Origin of the sequence: Nodularia harveyana UHCC-0300 (genome assembly GCF_034931085.1) — a bacterium.
GTDB classification, from domain to species: Bacteria; Cyanobacteriota; Cyanobacteriia; order Cyanobacteriales; family Nostocaceae; genus Nodularia; species Nodularia harveyana.
Genome location: NZ_JAYGHG010000002.1, coordinates 78,233 through 96,892, shown reverse-complemented (window position 1 = coordinate 96,892; position 18,660 = coordinate 78,233). Strand labels below are relative to the sequence as shown.

At 42.0% G+C, this 18,660-nt stretch carries 20 protein-coding genes; 8 read left to right on the top strand and 12 right to left on the bottom strand.

What is annotated here, in order from left to right; all coding sequences use genetic code 11:
• Positions 1-237: 237 nt before the first annotated feature.
• Complete coding sequence (gene zds / locus VB620_RS01985) at positions 238-1,677, top strand: 9,9'-di-cis-zeta-carotene desaturase (protein WP_323194454.1); 1,440 nt, start codon at positions 238-240, stop codon at positions 1,675-1,677.
• Positions 1,678-1,719: 42 nt separating this feature from the next.
• On the top strand, positions 1,720-2,166 hold the full coding sequence (locus tag VB620_RS01980; protein WP_323194453.1) for an SRPBCC family protein: 447 nt from the start codon (positions 1,720-1,722) through the stop codon (positions 2,164-2,166).
• 89 nt (positions 2,167-2,255) lie between these two features.
• On the opposite strand, the gene VB620_RS01975 is transcribed toward VB620_RS01980, so the two are convergent.
• The 4 genes from VB620_RS01975 to VB620_RS01960 form a co-directional block, all read right to left on the bottom strand.
• On the bottom strand, positions 2,256-2,495 hold the full coding sequence (locus tag VB620_RS01975; protein WP_323194452.1) for a 2Fe-2S iron-sulfur cluster-binding protein: 240 nt from the start codon (positions 2,493-2,495) through the stop codon (positions 2,256-2,258).
• A gap of 15 nt (positions 2,496-2,510) precedes the next feature.
• Entirely contained in the window at positions 2,511-3,986 is a 1,476-nt protein-coding gene (gene cobQ, locus VB620_RS01970) for a cobyric acid synthase CobQ (RefSeq protein WP_323194451.1), read from the bottom strand.
• Positions 3,987-4,054: 68 nt separating this feature from the next.
• Positions 4,055-4,459, bottom strand: coding sequence for an Npun_F0494 family protein (locus tag VB620_RS01965; RefSeq protein ID WP_323194450.1), 405 nt, complete (start codon positions 4,457-4,459; stop codon positions 4,055-4,057).
• A gap of 24 nt (positions 4,460-4,483) precedes the next feature.
• The gene (locus tag VB620_RS01960) at positions 4,484-4,699 is read right to left on the bottom strand and encodes a hypothetical protein (RefSeq protein WP_323194449.1); all 216 of its coding nucleotides are present in this window, start codon (positions 4,697-4,699) and stop codon (positions 4,484-4,486) included.
• Between the two features lie 25 nt (positions 4,700-4,724).
• Between VB620_RS01960 and VB620_RS01955 the strand changes: the two genes are divergently transcribed.
• Positions 4,725-5,162, top strand: a complete 438-nt coding sequence (locus tag VB620_RS01955; RefSeq protein ID WP_323194448.1) for a peroxiredoxin — start codon at positions 4,725-4,727, stop codon at positions 5,160-5,162.
• 69 nt (positions 5,163-5,231) lie between these two features.
• On the opposite strand, the gene VB620_RS01950 is transcribed toward VB620_RS01955, so the two are convergent.
• From VB620_RS01950 to VB620_RS01940, 3 genes are read right to left on the bottom strand one after another with little or no spacing between them, the layout of a single operon-like run.
• Positions 5,232-5,585 (bottom strand): hypothetical protein, encoded by a 354-nt coding sequence (locus tag VB620_RS01950; RefSeq protein WP_323194447.1) that lies wholly within the window; start codon positions 5,583-5,585, stop codon positions 5,232-5,234.
• A gap of 44 nt (positions 5,586-5,629) precedes the next feature.
• Positions 5,630-6,514: an ABC transporter permease gene (locus VB620_RS01945; RefSeq protein ID WP_323194446.1), complete on the bottom strand. Its 885-nt coding sequence runs from the start codon at positions 6,512-6,514 to the stop codon at positions 5,630-5,632.
• A gap of 46 nt (positions 6,515-6,560) precedes the next feature.
• Positions 6,561-7,580 carry an ABC transporter ATP-binding protein gene (locus VB620_RS01940; protein WP_323194445.1) on the bottom strand — a complete coding sequence of 340 codons (1,020 nt, stop codon included), beginning with the start codon at positions 7,578-7,580 and terminating at the stop codon, positions 6,561-6,563.
• A gap of 608 nt (positions 7,581-8,188) precedes the next feature.
• On the opposite strand from VB620_RS01940, the gene VB620_RS01935 reads away from it, so the two are divergent.
• Entirely contained in the window at positions 8,189-9,091 is a 903-nt protein-coding gene (locus VB620_RS01935; RefSeq protein WP_323194444.1) for a sterol desaturase family protein, read from the top strand.
• Positions 9,092-9,154: 63 nt separating this feature from the next.
• Here the strand turns inward: VB620_RS01935 and cydB are convergent, their stop codons facing one another.
• Both cydB and VB620_RS01925 read right to left on the bottom strand, forming a co-directional pair.
• Complete coding sequence (cydB, locus tag VB620_RS01930; RefSeq protein WP_323194443.1) at positions 9,155-10,168, bottom strand: cytochrome d ubiquinol oxidase subunit II; 1,014 nt, start codon at positions 10,166-10,168, stop codon at positions 9,155-9,157.
• Positions 10,169-10,381: 213 nt separating this feature from the next.
• Entirely contained in the window at positions 10,382-11,827 is a 1,446-nt protein-coding gene (locus VB620_RS01925; protein ID WP_323194442.1) for a cytochrome ubiquinol oxidase subunit I, read from the bottom strand.
• Between the two features lie 283 nt (positions 11,828-12,110).
• Here VB620_RS01925 and VB620_RS01920 point away from each other — a divergent pair, with 283 nt between their 5' ends.
• Positions 12,111-12,272 carry a hypothetical protein gene (locus VB620_RS01920; RefSeq protein WP_323194441.1) on the top strand — a complete coding sequence of 54 codons (162 nt, stop codon included), beginning with the start codon at positions 12,111-12,113 and terminating at the stop codon, positions 12,270-12,272.
• Between the two features lie 291 nt (positions 12,273-12,563).
• On the opposite strand, the gene ald is transcribed toward VB620_RS01920, so the two are convergent.
• Positions 12,564-13,655 (bottom strand): alanine dehydrogenase, encoded by a 1,092-nt coding sequence (gene ald / locus VB620_RS01915; protein ID WP_323194440.1) that lies wholly within the window; start codon positions 13,653-13,655, stop codon positions 12,564-12,566.
• A 274-nt stretch (positions 13,656-13,929) separates the two neighbouring features.
• Between ald and VB620_RS01910 the strand changes: the two genes are divergently transcribed.
• The 3 genes from VB620_RS01910 (at position 13,930) to VB620_RS01900 (ending at position 16,002) form a co-directional block, all read left to right on the top strand.
• A complete protein-coding gene (locus VB620_RS01910; RefSeq protein ID WP_323194439.1) occupies positions 13,930-14,100 on the top strand; it encodes a chlorophyll a/b-binding protein in 171 nt (56 codons plus the stop codon).
• A gap of 482 nt (positions 14,101-14,582) precedes the next feature.
• Positions 14,583-14,876, top strand: coding sequence for a hypothetical protein (locus tag VB620_RS01905; RefSeq protein ID WP_323194601.1), 294 nt, complete (start codon positions 14,583-14,585; stop codon positions 14,874-14,876).
• 55 nt (positions 14,877-14,931) lie between these two features.
• Positions 14,932-16,002, top strand: a complete 1,071-nt coding sequence (locus VB620_RS01900) for a WD40 repeat domain-containing protein (protein WP_323194438.1) — start codon at positions 14,932-14,934, stop codon at positions 16,000-16,002.
• Positions 16,003-16,262: 260 nt separating this feature from the next.
• Here the strand turns inward: VB620_RS01900 and VB620_RS01895 are convergent, their stop codons facing one another.
• The gene (locus VB620_RS01895; protein WP_323194437.1) at positions 16,263-16,883 is read right to left on the bottom strand and encodes a cytochrome c oxidase subunit 3; all 621 of its coding nucleotides are present in this window, start codon (positions 16,881-16,883) and stop codon (positions 16,263-16,265) included.
• A gap of 101 nt (positions 16,884-16,984) precedes the next feature.
• Positions 16,985-18,652: a cytochrome c oxidase subunit I gene (gene ctaD / locus VB620_RS01890; RefSeq protein WP_323194436.1), complete on the bottom strand. Its 1,668-nt coding sequence runs from the start codon at positions 18,650-18,652 to the stop codon at positions 16,985-16,987.
• Between the last annotated feature and the right edge of the window lie 8 nt (positions 18,653-18,660).

Below are 18,660 nucleotides of genomic sequence, written 5' to 3'. Positions count from 1 at the left end.
CCACTGGTATTTTATATGAGTTGAACAGGATCAACAAGTCTAATAAATAGTTGGAGGTTGAAAAACTGAATTGAGACTAAACAATCAACAGCCCACACTATTCTTCAGACATTGCTGTCTCTGCGGTCTAAACACGCGAGGATTCTAACTTAACACATAGTGAAGTTGAATAAGTAGCCAATTCCGACACTAACCCAGTTACAATCTGTAAAGAAACTGAAAGGGTAAGATGGAATAATGCGTGTTGCAATTGTGGGTGCGGGACTGGCTGGGCTAGCAACCGCAGTAGATTTGGCTGATGCTGGTTATGAAGTCCAGATTTTTGAGTCCCGCCCATTTGTTGGTGGTAAAGTCAGTAGTTGGGTAGATGATGATGGCAACCATATTGAAATGGGCTTGCACGTGTTCTTTGGTTGTTACTACCAGCTATTTGAGTTAATGGAAAAAGTGGGGGCGTTGTCAAATTTACGCCTGAAAGAACATACCCACACTTTTATTAATAAAGGGGGGCGCACTGGTACTTTAGATTTTCGCTTTTTTACTGGTGCGCCTTTCAATGGATTAAAGGCATTTTTTACGACTTCTCAACTATCATTACAGGATAAACTCCAAAATGCGATCGCCTTGGGTACTAGCCCCATAGTTCGGGGGTTGGTAGACTTTAACGGGGCGATGAAAACTATCCGCACCCTAGATAAGGTTAGTTTTGCTGAATGGTTCCGCAGTCATGGTGGTAGTGAAGGTAGCATTAAACGGATGTGGAATCCCATTGCTTATGCTTTGGGATTTATTGATTGTGATCATATTTCTGCCCGTTGTATGTTGACAATCTTCCAGTTTTTTGCATCTAAAACTGAAGCCTCAATTATGCGGATGCTGGAAGGTTCTCCGAATGAGTATCTGCACCAGCCTATAGTCAAATATTTAGAAGCTAAAGGGACTCAAATTCATACCCGTCGCCAAGTCCGGGAAATTCAATTTACTGAATCTGAGGGAGAAACTCGCGTCACTGGTATAGCTGTTGCAGAAGGTGATAATACAGAAATCATTACTGCTGATGCTTATGTTTTTGCTTGCGATGTCCCAGGCATTCAGCGAATTTTACCCCAAGAGTGGCGTAAATGGTCAGAATTTGATAATATTTATCAATTAGATGCAGTTCCTGTAGCAACAGTGCAGTTGCGATTTGATGGCTGGGTAACAGAACTCCAAGATGAAGAACAACGCAAACAGTTAGATCATGCTGCGGGGATAGATAATTTACTCTATACTGCCGATGCTGACTTCTCTTGTTTTGCTGATTTGGCTTTAGCTAGCCCCAGTGATTACTATCGTCCCGGAGAAGGGTCGTTGTTACAGCTGGTACTTACACCGGGAGATCCTTTTATTAAACAAAGTAATGAGGCGATCGCGCAACACGTCCTCAAGCAAGTTCATGAACTGTTCCCCTCATCACGAGAACTAAATATGACTTGGTATAGCGTTGTTAAACTGGCGAAATCTCTCTACAGAGAAGCACCAGGAATGGACCCTTACCGTCCTAACCAAAAAACACCAGTGAATAATTTCTTTTTAGCCGGTAGTTATACTCAGCAAGATTACATCGACAGCATGGAAGGAGCAACTATTTCCGGACGGCAGGCGGCAAAAGTAATTTTAGAGAACATCAAGAAATAACCAACCGCACCAGGCACACAGGAAGCAAAGGAAGCAAAGAAAATGGCAGATTGGTTAGAGCATAGTGTGCAAGTTGAAGTAGAGGCTCCTATAGAATTAGTCTGGGGTCTGTGGTCAGATTTAGAGCAAATGCCCCGTTGGATGAAGTGGATTGATTCAGTAAATATTTCCCCAGAAGATCCAGATATATCTCTATGGAAACTCAACACTAATGGTCTGGAATTTAAATGGAAATCCCGGATGCTAAAAGTGATCAAACAGCAAATTATTCAATGGGAATCTGTGGATGGTTTGCCGAATCAAGGAGCAATTCGCTTTTACGATCGCCACGGTAGTAGTATCGTCAAAATGACAGTTTCCTATGCTATCCCTGGGATTATCGGCAAAATTATGGATAATTTATTTTTGGGTGGGGTAGTTGAGTCTACTATTCAAGCTGACTTGGAAAGATTTAAAGAATATGCTTTGAATGTCCAGTCTAATAGTTAAAACAGTTCTCTCACTACCCCCGGCAATTTGAAACTATGGGGCGTTACACACTGTAGGTTTCGGTAGTGCATCGCCCGTGTTTGAAACAATCACCAAGTGGGGTCACTATACAAATTAATTGTCATTTCTGTGCGCCCTGGGAGAACTGATGAAAGACAAGCGCGAATGACATCGCCGTTGTCCAGTTCTACTGTGCAAGCATGACAAGATCCCATGAGACAACCGGTGGGAATAAACACCCCAGCCCGTTCTGCTACATCTAACAGAGGTTCTCCCACTTCGGCATTAACAGTAATATCATCTGGCAAAAAGCGCACGGAAATAGTCATGGAATAATCTTTGATTTAGGGTAAAAAGGGCGTTAAGTTCAAATGGGTTTCAATTTGCGTGGCGATGGAGTCTAAAATCTGTTCTCGCTGTTCTCGATAGTTAGCTACACCGGTGGGTAAGGATTTTAAACCTCTTTGTTGACGGAGGCGATTTAACCAAGCACGTCGCCAAGGGCCATTATCAAATAGTCCGTGGAGATATGTACCCCAAATAGATTGACAGCTATCTACTAATCCTAAATTAGGATCATCGAATAAAGGGTGGTAGGTGGGTTTATCTTCTGGTTGTTCTATGCGCGATCGCCCTTGGTGGATTTCAAAGCCATTCACTGGTAAACCCATTTGAGGATAGTTGGAACTAACTTGGCGCTGACGGGCAATTTTCTGGCCAGTAATCACTGTTCTAATGGGTAAAAGATTTAACCCCTGAAATCTTCCGGCTTGTCCTTCTACTCCTTCTGGATCGGCGATAATTTGCCCTAACATTTGATAGCCACCACAAATCCCCAAGACTGTCCCACCAGAGGCTGCATAGTTTTGAATTGCTGCTGCCATCCCAGTTTTTTGCATCAGGATCAAGTCGGTGATTGTGGTCTTGGAACCTGGGATAATTACTGCATCAGGATGTCCTAATTCTTGCTTCAAACCGAGGAATTTAAGGGACACAGTTGCTTCTGATTCCAAGGGGTCAAAATCGGTGAAGTTGGAGATTCTCGGTAAGCGAATGACGGTGATATTCAGGTCAGTATTGGTTTTATATGATCGACGTTCTAACAGATCCAGGGAGTCTTCGGCGGGAAATACTTCTTGAAAATATGGGATGACACCGACCACAGGTATGCCAATTCGTTCTTCTAACCATTTGATTCCTGGTTCTAGGAGCGATCGCTGTCCCCGGAATTTGTTAATTACTATACCTTTAATTAATTGACGTTCTTCTGGTTCTAATAACTCTAAAGTTCCGACTACGTGAGCAAAAGCACCACCACGGTCAATATCAACTACTAATATAGTTGGTGCATTTAAATATTTGGCGATCCGCATATTAGTTAAGTCGCGGTGCTTGAGGTTAATCTCCGCCGGACTTCCTGCGCCTTCACAGACGAGCAAATCAAATTCTGTAGATAGGTATCTAATGGATTCTTCTATTGCTTGCCAACCAATATCAAAGTATTGTTCGTAATAGTCTGCGGCTTTGACTCTGCCTACAGGTCTACCTTTGATAATGACTTGGGATGTCATATCTCCCTGGGGTTTGAGTAAAATCGGGTTCATTTCTACCGAAGGAACAATACCAGCCGCCCAAGCTTGTACGGCTTGAGCATAACCAATTTCTCCCCCATTAGCGGTGACATAGGCATTCAAGGCCATATTTTGACCTTTAAAGGGAGCCACTCGTAAACCGCGCCGGGACAAAATGCGACAAATAGCTGTAGTTATCAGTGATTTCCCTGCGTGGGATGTTGTTCCCACTACCATAATTGCTTTCATAATTAGTAATTAGTAATTAGTAATTCGTAGTGCCTCTTTTAGAGGAGCTTCGCTAACGTAATTCGTAATTAAAAAGGTAGTCTAAACCAGTAGATTAGGGCATTGTATAGGCGATCGCTCCAGGAAGGATTAGACCAATTTTCACCCTGGAATTGTTCCACTAACTGATGACCTAAAGGAGTGAGGCGATAACCATCGGTAATTCCTTGACCATCGACTTCTCGCCGCAAAACACCGACTTGAATCAGCCAGCCCAAATCATTATCACAGGCTAATTCTGACAAAGGGCGTTGAGTGTAACCATGCTTAACACCATTTTCCATTGCGATCGCACCTAATGTTACACTTTGCTGTCGCATGGCTTCAAATAGCACAATATTAAAGGGAGAACAAACAAGCGATCGCCGCGCCCTTTCTACTGTGTTACTGGTATAAAAAAAGTTTTTCCGTTTTTGAGAATTAATATTAGTCATTAGTCATTAGCCCTTCGGCTACGCTCAGGGTAAATCATTGGTCATTTGAAAATTACTACTCCCCACACTCCCCATACCTCCCACACTTCCCACACTTCCCACACTCCCCATACCTCCCACACCTCCCACACTCCCCACACTCCCCACACCTCCCACACTCCCTACTCCCTCACTCCCTAGTAGTACTTTCTCTGATAAGTCACTTAAACATTGTAAATTATTGTAAAATTTCAAAGTCATCAATTTAAAACAGGAAAGGTTCATTATGCCTCTAGCAGTTGGTACAGATGCACCTGCATTTACCGTCAAAGATACTAACGGCAATACCGTTTCATTATCTAGTTTTGCTGGCAAAACAGTTGTATTGTATTTCTATCCCAAAGATGACACTCCAGGCTGCACCAAACAAGCTTGTAGCTTTCGGGATGCTCAATCTCAATATTCCGGTAAAGATGTAGTAGTGCTGGGAGTCAGTGCTGATGATGAAGCCGCTCATCAGGCCTTCACTCAAAAATATAATTTAAACTTTCCTCTGTTGGCTGACACCAACCAAAGTTTAATCAAAGCTTATGATGTCGATGGCGGTGGTTACGCCAAGCGTGTTACTTACGTAATTGACCCTAACGGCAAAATTATTCATGTTGACGCTAGTGTAAATACCACTACTCACGCCAGTGATGTTTTAGCTGCACTGGGTCTGTAGTTTTAAGATTTTGAATTTAACCTCAACTCCACCAATTTAGGTTTCGGGGTTGAGGTCTTGATCTGAATTTTAAGGTACTTGAGTTTCTTCAGTGGCACTGGATGGTGATTCTATCTGGGACTGTTGCTGTTCTTGAAAGGCTTTTTGTTGCCTAGCTCTAAAATCTGATGCGGCTGAGTCTAGTTTTTCTCCTTGCTCGTTAGCATTCCAGTTGATAGTCCCCATCTGTGCGCGATGAATGATATCAAATACATCGAGTTCACCTGTGTTAGGAGCAGCAAAGGGATCACTATTCTGGTTTGTACCACGATCCACTGAGTTGAATTGAGCCAAACTTGGTTCAGCGACCAACAGGGAAGTGAAGCAAATTCCAGCGACAGTTAGCAGTGAAATTTGAGTAACTGATAAAAATGGTTTTTTCATAGAGTTTTAACCCTTAAATTGCTGTAACGAATCTAGTTGTGATCTTACGCCAGACTCCGCCGCAGTCGGGGTTGAATGCTCAATAAAGCTACAACGGCAAAGCCAAACAACACCAGCAGCGCTCCACCAAAGGTAACATTACCCCAAGGAGCTTGCATGACTACACTATCTAGTCCCCAATTGCTGTGAAGATAAAGATAGCGAATGGGTTCAATGGCAAAGCTGAGAGGATTGAGGGTAGCGACAACTTGCAACCACTGAGGCATGAAGGATAAAGGAGCCAAGGCGGTACTTGCAAACAGCAGAGGCAGGTTAGTGACAAAAATTACAGCAATTAATTCAATGTGACCGGGTAAGGCAAAGGCTAAACCCAGGGAAATGGCTGTGACACCTAATGCTAGTAAAAAGACAATTAAGGCGATCGCACCTAAACCCAATAAATCTGGTAGACCCGCCCCTAGAAAAGCTGCTGCTGCCACAATTACGGCTGCTTGTAACAAACTTTGGCTAATGATAAAAATCGCCGAAGCGAAGACAATGGAAAACCGTGAGGCTAAAGGTGCTACCAGTAAACGATTTAAAAAACCGAATTCCCGGTCAAACATCACAGGTAAACCGGCATTCAAAGCCCCCGCAAAAGCTGTAAAAACAATTACGCCAGCAGCGAGGAATTGACCGTAGTTTCCAGTAGTACCAAACAAACCCTTGGGGGCATTTTGGAACAAAGCACCAAATAGCACTAACCACATGACCGGCTGAATAATTCCGGCCACTAAGGTTGAGGGACGGCGTTGTAATTGAATAAACAAGCGACGAGTTAAAGCTAAAGTCTCTTGGATTAGTTCACCCAAAAAATTGGGGGCGACATTCACATCCGCTTGTGGTGATGCTAATTGCTGCCAATTCATCTCAGATTTAGTAAGACTCATAATCAGTTATCAGTTGACAGTTATCAGTTATCAGGTTTAAAAGCCTTTACCTCATGTTTTGCTTTTTCTCAGCTTTAGGGTCGCGGGTACTAACTGCGGCCAGTTCTGCATCTAATAATGTGCGTCCGGTGGCGGCGAGGTAAACGTCATCCAGGCTGGGGCGAGATTGAGCAATGCCAAAAGTAGGTAAGCCGGCAGTGTTTAAGGATTTCTGGATGGTAATCAGAGCATCACTTTGGGGTGTGACTACCAAGTTGAGGGAATTACCTTGAGCGCTGTTAATAATTACTTCTTGCACAAAGGGTAAATCTTGCAAGAGGTGTTTGGCTTTTTCCGCTTCTTCTATGGGAGAAAATTCACGGATTCTCAAGGTGATGCGATCGCCCCCAACTTTATCCTTTAATTGAGAAGGCGTACCAGATGCAATCACTACCCCACGGTCAATAATTGCTACCCGATCCGCTAAAGCATCAATTTCCTCTAAATAATGGCTGGTAATTAATATCGTTGTGCCAGAAGCCCGTAACTGGCGCAGGAAATCCCATACCACGAAGCGGCTATCTATGTCAAGCCCCACGGTTGGCTCATCTAACACCAAAACATCTGGGGCGTGGAGTAAACCAGCCGCCAAGTCTAGGCGCTTGCGTAAACCGCCGGAGTAGGTTCCGGTTTTTTTATTGGCGTATTCCTGTAAACCCAGCAAATCCAAAACCATCTCAATACGCTGTTTGGCGATCGCGCGGGGGATATGGTACAGAGCAGCTTGCAGTTGCAGGAGTTCTTTACCAGTCAGCACTTTATCTAATGCGACTTCTTGCGCCACATAGCCCAGCTTTTGTCTGGCGATTCTGGGGTTATCTATGACGGAGGTTCCGGATACTTCAATTTTGCCAGCATCCGGTGTAATCAGAGTACATAATGCGCGTAGAGTGGTGGTTTTACCAGCCCCGTTGGGACCGAGTAACCCAAAGATTTCTCCTGGTTCCACCTGAAAGGATACATCTTTGACAGCAACTACTGCGCCGTAGCTCTTTTGCAGATTTTCAATTAAAACGGCGGGAGCCATGAGAGCATAACCCCTAAATATACAAATCTCAACAATTCTATTTCTATTGTAGTTGAGTAGTGAAGGGTCAGGCGATCGCTGCGTTACCAGGTTGAAGATTTGTTAAGCCCATCTGTGGAAATCACAGCCAAAAAAGCAGGGCTAAATCAAGATAGGGCGGGTGCTGGGGAGATTGTAACGGATTGTAACAGCCTCTCTATTTTTGTCGCTGGAAGCTAGAGAAAGCTTCAAGGGGTATTGGTTGGTAAATAAAAGTAAATTTGGATTTTTACCCTTGAATTTTTGGCTTTTTCCCTTTATTATCTTATTTAAGCTAAGTTTTAAACGATTAACTCGCTGGCAACTAGTACGGAAAATAAAAGTTACATTTGAATACGTCGCAATGACATATATTGAAATTTTCCCGGTGACTTACTTAATAGGACCGACGCATTTTCGAGAAACATCGGGGTTTGAGATTGCTTCCTTACGTCGCAATGACATATATTGAAATTTTCCCGGCGACTTACTTAATAGGACCGACGCATTTTCAAGAAACATCGGGGTTTGAGATTGCTTCCTTACGTCGCAATGACATATATTGAAATTTGACTTACTTATCTAAGTAATTGGGAAATCAAACATTTCTGGTTAAAGATATGCCAAACTTCTTGAAATTACTGCTAACTTTTTGTTTTGAGATGGAATTTTATCTCAAAATTGCTATTAGTTGTACAATTTTGCAGCAAGTCAATTATTTACTATTAAATAATTTACAACTTAATTTCATTAGCCAAGTTGTATTATACTGGTTGATTGGTTCTATCTCATTCTATAGTATTGGGATTTTGATAGAAAAAATCATCAAAAATCACAATATTTGGACTGAAAAACTAACTGTAAGAGTCAAGAAAGTAAAAAAGCAATCATTTCCTAATTTTACTTTAACAGGGATAATTACAGGAGAAATAAAAGCCTTCATTGCCGCATTAATCATACTATATTTAGCCCCACAAGTTGATCGAGGTAATAGTTTAGTTGTAAATCTGGGATGGTTTTTCATGAGGATAGTTGTAGCTGATTTTTGTTTCTATGTTTGCCATAGACTATTACATACAAAATCCCTTGTAAAAATCCATCTTAAACATCATGAATTTAAAGACTCATCAAGTTTCGTAGCTGGACATAAGAGTTTTCTAGAATATATTATTGTAACTATCGCAGATATTTTACCTATTTTTATATTTGGATATGATATTACTCAACTATGTGCATGGACTGTAATCGGTAACATTTATAACTTAGAAGGACATAGTTCTTTATCAATATTTTTCATACCTTCAGATTTTCATGATCTTCATCATACAAACTTTCAGGGTAACTATGGTATTCATAGCTTCTGGGATAGAGTCTTTAAAACTCTGCAATCTATTAATAAAAAACAAGGAATCATGTTTCCTACAAATTTAACTGAATCTAAAATGAATAGTATCTTTGATAATTCCCAAGGTCCAGCAGCAGTTAATAAGTGATATGGGGGAGGGAAACAAATCAGATACCGGACTCCTCAAAGAAATCCGGTATCTTTGGGTTAATTACTCCCCATATTGTTCACCAGTCACCTTACCGCGAAACACAATGTACTGGTAAAGGTTGTAAAACAACATCACTGGAATCAAAAAGCCGATAAAAATAATCATGATCACCAAAGAACTGGGGTCAGCAGATGCTTGATAAATCGTGATTTTATTCGGAATAATATAGGGAAAAACAATTAAACCTAAACCCAAAAAAGTCAGCACAAACAAAAGAATTGTCCAAACAAAAGGCGCTTTTTCATCTCCACTGTTCAGACTTTTCAGAAGTTGCCAAATTAGCAAAACCCCCAAAATAGGAATTACCGCAAAGATATAAACCAGGGGTTGTTGAAATAACCGTGACCTAGCACCCTCATAAATAATTGGTGTAGTAATAGTGATGAAAATCGCCCCGATTAAAGTTGTCCAAGCGGCGATTTTAGCAGTTTTAAAATGAGTAGCCTGTAATTCTCCCGTAGTTTTCCAAATCAGATAAGTGGAACCAATCAACACATATCCTTGAATCAAAGTTAAAGCCACCAACACAGAGGGAATACTCAACCAGTCCCAAGTTGTACCAATAAAATGTCCCGCCTCATCAACATTAATTCCCTTGAGTACAGCACCCAAAGCGAAACCTTGACCGAGTGCGGCGGTAAAACTTCCCGCTCCAAAAGCGAAATTCCAGAAAAATTTGCGGTTAGATAACTCCCGAAATTCAAAAGCCACAGCCCGAAAAATAAACCCAAAAACCATTGTGAGCAGGGGAATATATAACGCCGTAAAAATGGTGCTATAAGCTAAAGGAAACGCGCCAAAAAGTGCGCCCCCCAACAGAACAAGCCATGTTTCATTCGCATCCCAAATATTACTCAAACTAGTCATCAAAATTCCCCGGCGTTCCTCATCAGAAGAAGTGAGAGACAATATCCCCACCCCCAAATCAAATCCATCTAGCATCACGTATAGTAAGAGGAACAAAGCCAAAATTACAAACCATACTTGGGGAAGAAAATATTCAAGTGTCTCCATACAATTCCCTATTGAGATGTTTGTCAAAAATCCAGAGTAGGGTGGGTTAGACGGCGACAAAACTTTGCACAATACTCAAAATATATTTCCGTCGTAACCCACCTTTACAGCTTGGGAGTGAGGGCGGATTTATTTATATCCTGGTTGATAGGAAAGCATATTTGTCAACCCTGTATTTCCGTCGTAAACCCCCGAAACATCCCCCCCCAAAGCCTATTGTTCTGCTTCCACCGGACGTTCATCCGGTCTAAACTCTCCAGGTGCAGTGTCCACTGCGGGTTTATTAACTTCTACTCCGGGGATTGGTAAATCCAGATTTGGTCCTTGACGAATAATCCGACTACCGAAATATATAGCTGCAATAAATAGCAAACTGTAGACTATAACAAAGCTACTGAGTGAAACTAAAACATTGCTAGACGGTACATTAGACACAGCATCAACGGTGCGGATTTGTCCATAAAGTGTCCAAGGTTGTCTACCCACACAGCGCACAATCCAGCCGGATTCTATGGCGATATATCCCAGAGGTGCGGCTAATATCCAAGCCCGCATCAACCAACGTTGTTGAATAATATTTTCTGGTGAAAGTTTACCGCGTAGCCATTGCAAAGTGCTTAACAGCATTAACCCAGCCAAGAAAAAGCCAATGGCGATCATGGTGCGGAAGGCGTAATAAATTAAACCCACCATGTGGGGACGATCTTCTGGTTTCCACTCCTTTAAACCCCGTACTGGTTCTGAAAGGTTTTGCTTAAATTCCAGAATGTAGCCCAGCGCATTGGGAACGGTGATTTCCCAGTCATTTTTCTGGGCTTTTTCGTTGGGTATAGCGAGTAAACTCCAATCAGCAGGTTGTCCAGCTGGGGAGGATTCCCATTGGGCTTCCATTGCTGCGAGTTTGGTGGGTTGATAGTGATAAACTTGTTCGCCGCTTAAGTGTCCAATATATATCTGTAATGGTGCGACTGCGATCGCAGCTGCTAAAGCAATCTTTAAAGACCGAGTAAAAAAACCTTGGTGGCGTTGCTTTAAAATATACCAAGCGCTAATACCACCAATCACAAACAAAGAAGTTTCTAGTGTGGCGAAAAACATATGCAGCACACTATTAACCATGAAGGGATTTAAAACTGCTTGAAAGTAATCACTGACGACAAATTTACCATCAACCATTGCTCCACCCGCAGGAGTTTGCATCCAGGAATTAGCTGTCAAAATCCACAGAGTTGATAAATTCGCACCTACAGCTACCAAGATGGTCGCCAGATAGTGAATTATGGGACTGACCCGTTCCCAGCCGAATAACATAATCCCTAAAAATGCCGCTTCTAGCATAAACGCCGAAGAAGCCTCAAAACCGATAACACTACCAAAAAAGTTTCCGACAGCTTCAGAAAAGGGTCCCCAATTTGTCCCGAACTGAAATTCCATCGGGATACCGGTTGCGACACCAATCCCAAAGTTAAGGACGTAAAACTTCGACCAAAAACGAGCATGAAGATAGTAATCAGGGTTACGAGTTTTTAGCCACACTCCCTCCACGATAACTAGGTAAATCCCCATCCCTGTAGTGAGGACAGGCCATATCATATGAAATAGTGCAGTGAATGCAAACTGCATCCGTGATAACACCAGTGAATCAGATAAAAATTCCACTAATTTCCTACCTTAGTTAGCCACACTATTTAGGATAAAGGATAAACTGCTAATGCCGCTACGCGCAAAATTTATACTTGGGATAAACCCACTGGCTGAAAAGGCAGAAATTCATCTTACTCATATCTCAAAGTCTTGAATTATAAAAATCCAATTGCAAATTTAATTTATCGAAGTTGAAAATGGACGAAAATATTAAACTGATAATTAAAGAAAATCTCAAAAAATCCATTAGAAAATTTTTTAATAATAAAAAAGTAAGTTAATTAATTGTTCCTTGGATGTGAACAAAGATATCTGGGTTGAAAATGAGTTTTGGGATTTTTGCTCTGGAACAGAAAACACATTTGAGCAACTTAAATTACTTTTTATTGAATTAGGTCAAGAAAATTTCGCCGCCGAATTTTATGATATTTTTTATCAAAATGAATCTTCAGAAAGTTAGATTTCCAGTCACGCCAGTAGGGTGTGTTAGCGACAGCGTAACGCACCAAGACCTGGAAGACGGTGCGTTAGGCTAAAGCCATAACACACCCTACATATATTTAGCATAGAGATTTCATTGTTGTTAGCGGATGCTACTAACTAGCTATCAAGATAAAATTATTTTTCATTACAATGAATTATACCTTAAAATCATCTAAATTCTGGTTAATTAACTAGAAAAAGTTGAGCCTGCAAAAGCAGGCCTTGTTTATGTTGTTTCAGGCTCTAGCCTGAAGGAATCACGAAATTATTAATTTACTAAATCTGGGAAAACCTCTTGTACGGCCGGATGTACTAAGCGATGGTTCTGGACATTTAAGCCTTTAGCTAATGCTGGGTTAATATCTAATGCTTTGATGCCGAGATTTGCTAACTGCACAACATAGGGTAATGTACTGTTATTTAGTGCTTGTGTTGCTGTCCAAGGTACTGCACCGGGCATATTAGGAACGCCATAATGTACGACACCTTCTTCAATGTATACAGGATTGGTGTGGGATGTGACGTGTAGTGTTTCCACGCAACCACCCTGGTCAACTGCAACATCTACAATTACAGAGCCTGGGTGCATTTGTTTCACCAATTCGCGGGATAATAATATGGGCGCTCTGCGTCCTGGAATTAATACAGCACCAATGACTAAATCAGCTTGTTTAATAGCGGCTTCGATGTGAGCAGAGTTGCTGTAAAGTAATTCTACTCTGGAACCAAATAGGGTTTCTAGATAAGATAAACGCTCGACATTCACATCTAAGATTTGTACAGCAGCACCCATACCTACGGCAATTTTAGCGGCTTCTGTACCGACAACGCCGCCGCCTAAGATGACGACTTTTCCGGCTTTGACTCCGGGGACACCACCTAAAAGCACTCCTCTTCCACCTTGCTGGCGTTCGAGAAATCTGGCTCCAAATTGTACTGCTAGGCGACCAGCAATAATGCTCATGGGGCTAAGGAGTGGTAGTTTGTTGGCTCCGGGTTGTTCTACGGTTTCGTAGGCGATCGCACAAGTGCCACAATTAATTAAATGCTCGGTTAATTTGCGATCGGCTGCTAAATGCAGATAAGTAAATAATATCTGGTTTTTATGTAAAAAGTTATACTCTTGAGGTAAAGGTTCTTTAACTTTGACCACTAATTCCCGATTCCAAGCTGCTTCCGGTGTAGAGACAATCTCAGCCCCTGCGTCCTCATAGTCTGTGTCTGTAAATCCCGCACCACTACCTGCTTGAGACTGAACAAAAATGCTATGACCATTTTCTCGCAGTACCCGGACACTAGAAGGACTCAACCCGACTCGAAACTCCTGATCTTTAAACTCTTTAGGAACGCCGATTTCCATGTTCCGCCTCTAATGATTTTTTGTTTCACTTTAGCTTGCCAGTATCAGACTTGCAGTTCAGTATTCGGGATCACTAACTACAAAGTTAGATTTTTTAATTCCTGATCTTGACTAATGCCCCAGTGTTTATACAATATATAAAAAATAATTACAAATTGTTACAATACTGTTGGTAGGGCTTTCTTTTTGCCAGTAACGCTGATAGCAAGAACTGCGATCGCCCCCATCTGTTGACTGTTTTAACACCCATTTGCTAAAAAGAGGTTTCGAGAAAATGACACAATCACAACCAACAATTACCCCCAAGTTAGAAGATCCGAAATTTGGCTTTAATGAATATGCGGAACGCTTAAACGGCCGAGCCGCAATGATTGGCTTTTTATTAATGATCGTCATTGAATACTTCTCTAATCAGGGTGTGCTAGCATGGCTAGGCCTGAAATAGTCATAGTAACTAGCATCAAACTAGAAGTTGTCAGCTAGTAATTAGAAGTCTGGGAACCAGCTGGAAAAACTGGCTGGTTCTGAAAATGTCGGTAATCACGAAACTTCTCAACAGAACTTAGCGTCTACACAGCCAAAGTACAGAAAAATTGTTGGTATTATTTTAAAGTTTTTGCCTAAACTCACTAATTAGTTATGCAAAAACCACGCCAGGATAGTAAAAAAAGATTTAAATGTTTATATTTAGCGGAATCTATCACTGTCGAAATGGCGGTTATTCCCTTGTAAGTGATTTAAAGCCAGTCATAATAAATATATGAAGCTACAGCGTGTTCGCCTAGCACTCTGCTACAGATGACTGAGGGATAACTGCTCCCATGCTCCCGATGAAGTCAGAAATCAACTCTAGTTTTGTCTAGTTTTGAGATAGCAGGTATTCTTGATCAAGTAACACATAAGGTAATCTGGATAAACCAAGTTGTGATGAATGCTGTCTTACCTCGTTTTTTAACGTCAGCGTACAGAAGAGATCCGATAATCAGCGTATTAATGACAGTAGGTGTGGTGGATGCGCTGATTGGAGGACTAGATGATAGTTGGTCATTATTTGCTGTTGGTCTGGGAACAGCCGGGATCAGCCTAGCTTTTAAGTTATGGCGGATGCAGCAAAGACTCCCTCTAGCCGATGAACCGGTAGTACAACATTACTTACCTCAGCAATCATCTAGCTCTACTCTACCAACTCTGACTATTTCTAAGAAAAAACCACACCGCTAAAGACATAAATCGGTAATTTTCATTGGCGTAAGTATCTTAAAAGTGAGGAAAAATAGTGAGGAGTGAGGGAAAAAATGGTGATGGTTCCGGACTGCACCCCTACATGATTATGGCATTGATGGCAGCGATCGCCTTTCCAGTGACTTTGTGGACAGGGTTTGAAGTTGCTAATGCTAATGATGGTGTGGAATTAATACCACAGACTCAATTCAGAACTGCAATTACCAATCCCCAACTGCTTTACAGTTTCGCTGGACATAAAGGAAAGGTGCAATCTCTAGCCTTTAGTCCCAATAGCGAAATTCTAGCTAGTGGCGGTGGTGAAAATGATGGGATTATCGAATTGTGGAATAGCGCCACTGGTGAAAGAAAGGCGCGGATTAACAAAGCGCATAAGTCTGGGGTGCAGTCTTTAGCTATTTCGCCCGATGGTCAAACTTTGATTAGCTGTAGCAGTGATAATAGAATTAATCTTTGGAATCTGAGAAATAATCGCTTTAGTCGCTCTTTTGTAGGACACAGCACTAATGTGATGTCTTTAGCTGTGTCTCCTGATAGTCGAGTTCTTGTCAGTGGTGCTTTAGACGGGATTCGGATGTGGGATCTTTTACAGCAGCGTCCCCTGGCGACCTTAGCACGCTTTGATAATTCTATATATACACTAGGAATTAGTCCTGATGGTCAGACTTTAGCTAGTGGTGATAATAAAGGTGTGATTAAGCTGTGGAACTTGAATACTGGGGAATTAATCCGTGAATTTCAGGCACATTCCCAGATAGTAACCACCTTAGCTTTTACCCCAGATGGTGCTAATTTTGTCACGGCTAGCGGCGATCGCACCATTAAAATTTGGAATCTCAATTCTAGCCAGCCAGTGCGTACCCTCACAGGACATAATAACTGGGTGAATGCGATCGCCATCAACCCTGACGGACAAACTTTAGCCAGTGCTGGCAGAGATGGTATAAAGTTGTGGAATTTAACTACAGGAGAGTTAGTAAATACACTGATTGGTCACTCAGATTGGGTGAGTGCGATCGCCTATAGTCCTGATGGTAAAATCCTCGCCAGTGGTAGTTTTGATGGCAGAGTTAATATTTGGGGATCTGCACCAACTAGTAATTAGCTCTGATTGTTTGTGTCATAAAATTAACTCTTTACTTCGGTGGGTTAGCAACAGCTGAACCCACCCATTAATCACAAAAGATTATTCTGCATCAGCTGCTGTCACTGTTCCTGGAAAGCCTAATATCTGCTTAATCAATTTCTGTAAGATGAGAGAGAAATGTCTTTTCTAGGAAATATACAACATCAATAAAATTATAAAAAAAGCCCCCATCTGGAGGCTTATTTATTTGGTTAGAGTGAATAACTAATCATCAAGACTTAAAGTAAGTAGATTAATCCAAACAAAATAATCCAAATTACGTCAACAAAGTGCCAATAGATTTCAGCAGCTTCAATACCAAAGTGCTGTTCATTACTATAGTGACCGGGAACGCGCGATCGCCACAACACAGCCACAATAGCCAAAACCCCGATAGTAACGTGCAGACCGTGGAAGCCAGTTAAAACATAAAATGCACTAGCAAACAAATTGGTAGTCAGACCAAATTCCAGATGGGCATATTCATATACCTGACCCACCAAGAAAGTCGCACCCATCAAAGCTGTAATTGTCAACCAAATTTGCATACCCTTGTTATCATTCTTTTTGATAGCAGTATCAGCATTGTGCATCACAAAACTGCTCGCAATCAGATTGATAGTATTAATTCCGGGTAGTAATAGTTCTAATTCTGGCGTACCTTCTGGAGGCCATACAGGTAGAGTAGAACGAAAAGCTAAATAAGCTCCGAACATCCCCACAAAAATCATTCCTTCAGCGATCAGAAACATCACTAACCCAAACAGACGATGATCTGGATGTGCTTCATGATGACCATCTACAGTTGCGGAATGATGATTCAGTTCAGTTTTCCCTGGGTCAATTATTTGACTTTGCATGAATCTTTAAAAATGTATTGTAACTTGACTGGGGACTAGGTACTGGGAAGTTTCTTCCCCCCTGCACCCTGCACCCTGCCCCCCTGCCCCCATGCTTCTTCTTAAACGCCAGGTTCGATGTTTAACACCGGTTGCATATCTGCTTCCTTTGTACTTACGCCATAGTCGTAAGGACCAGTAGCTAACACAGGGAGTTCCTCAAAATTCTCAATGGCTGGTGGTGAAGTAGTCATCCATTCCAGGGTGAGTCCCCGCCAAGGATTATCACCAGCTTTTGGTCCATACCACCAACTCCAAATAGCATTGATGATAAAAGGTAAGGTGGAAATCGCCAGAATATAAGATCCGTAGGTACAGATTTCATTCAAAGAGGTAAATTTGGGGTCATATTGAGCAATGCGGCGGTTCATTCCCATCAGCCCTAGCTTGTGCATGGGCAAGAAAGTCATATTTAGACCGACAATCGTTAATACCGCGTGAACTTTGCCCCAAAATTCGTTCATCATCCGCCCAGTCATTTTGGGGAACCAGTGGTAAATGGCGGCAAAAATCCCTAAAACGCTACCACCAAACAGAACATAGTGCAGGTGTGCTACGACGAAATATGTATCATGAACGTGAATATCAAAGGGGACTGCGGCTAACATCACACCACTGATCCCGCCGATCACGAAGGTACTTAAGAAGCCCATCGCAAAAATCATCGGACTATTCAAGCTGATTTTGCCACCCCAGATAGTTGCTAACCAACCAAAAATTTTAATTCCGGTGGGTACTGCAATGATCATGGTAGTGATCATAAAAAACATTCGTAACCAACCGGGGACACCACTGGTAAACATATGGTGCGCCCAGACGATTAGCCCTAAGAAACTGATAGCTAGGGATGAATAGGCGATCGCCTTATAGCCAAAAATTGGCTTCCGGGCATGAATTGGCAAAATTTCGGAAATCGCCCCAAAGAAAGGCAAAATCATGATGTACACCGCCGGGTGGGAATAGAACCAGAACATATGCTGGTAAACCACCGGATCACCCCCACCAGTGGGGTTAAAAAATGTTGTCCCTGCTAATAAGTCAAAGCCCAGGAGAATCAGCGCCCCTGCTAGCACTGGTGTAGATATCAGTACCAGAGCCGAAGTTGCCAACATCGACCAGCAAAACAACGGCATTTTATGCACTCCCATACTGGGAACACGCATCTTGAGAATAGTAACTAGAAAGTTAATCGCTCCCAAAATCGACGACGTACCCAATAGCAGGACACTCATAATCCAAATCCCCTCACCGACTTTACCTGTTACCAAGCTCAAAGGAGGGTAGGAAGTCCAACCCGCATCAGGTGCATCACCCAGAGCTAAACTAGCTATGAGCAAAATCCCGGCTGGGGGAATCATCCAAAAGGCTACAGCATTCAAGCGAGGAAATGCCATATCTCTCGCCCCAATCATCAAGGGAATCAGATAGTTAGCAAATCCAGCACCTGCTGGCACAATCCACAAAAAAATCATGATTGTGGCGTGCAGTGTGAATAGACTGTTATAAATTTCTGGGCTGACAAAATCTACTTCTGGGGTACGTAGTTCTGTCCGTACCAAGTCAGCCATTACGCCGCCAATGCAGTAAAAAACAAAGGAAGTAACCAAATATTGAATCCCAATCACCTTATGGTCGGTGCTGAAACCAAAAAAGTCTCGCCAATGTCTTTCTGCCGGTTCTTCTATATGAGGCGGAGTATTGGCAGTTTTTTCTAACTGAGTTTGTGTCATAGGAATTA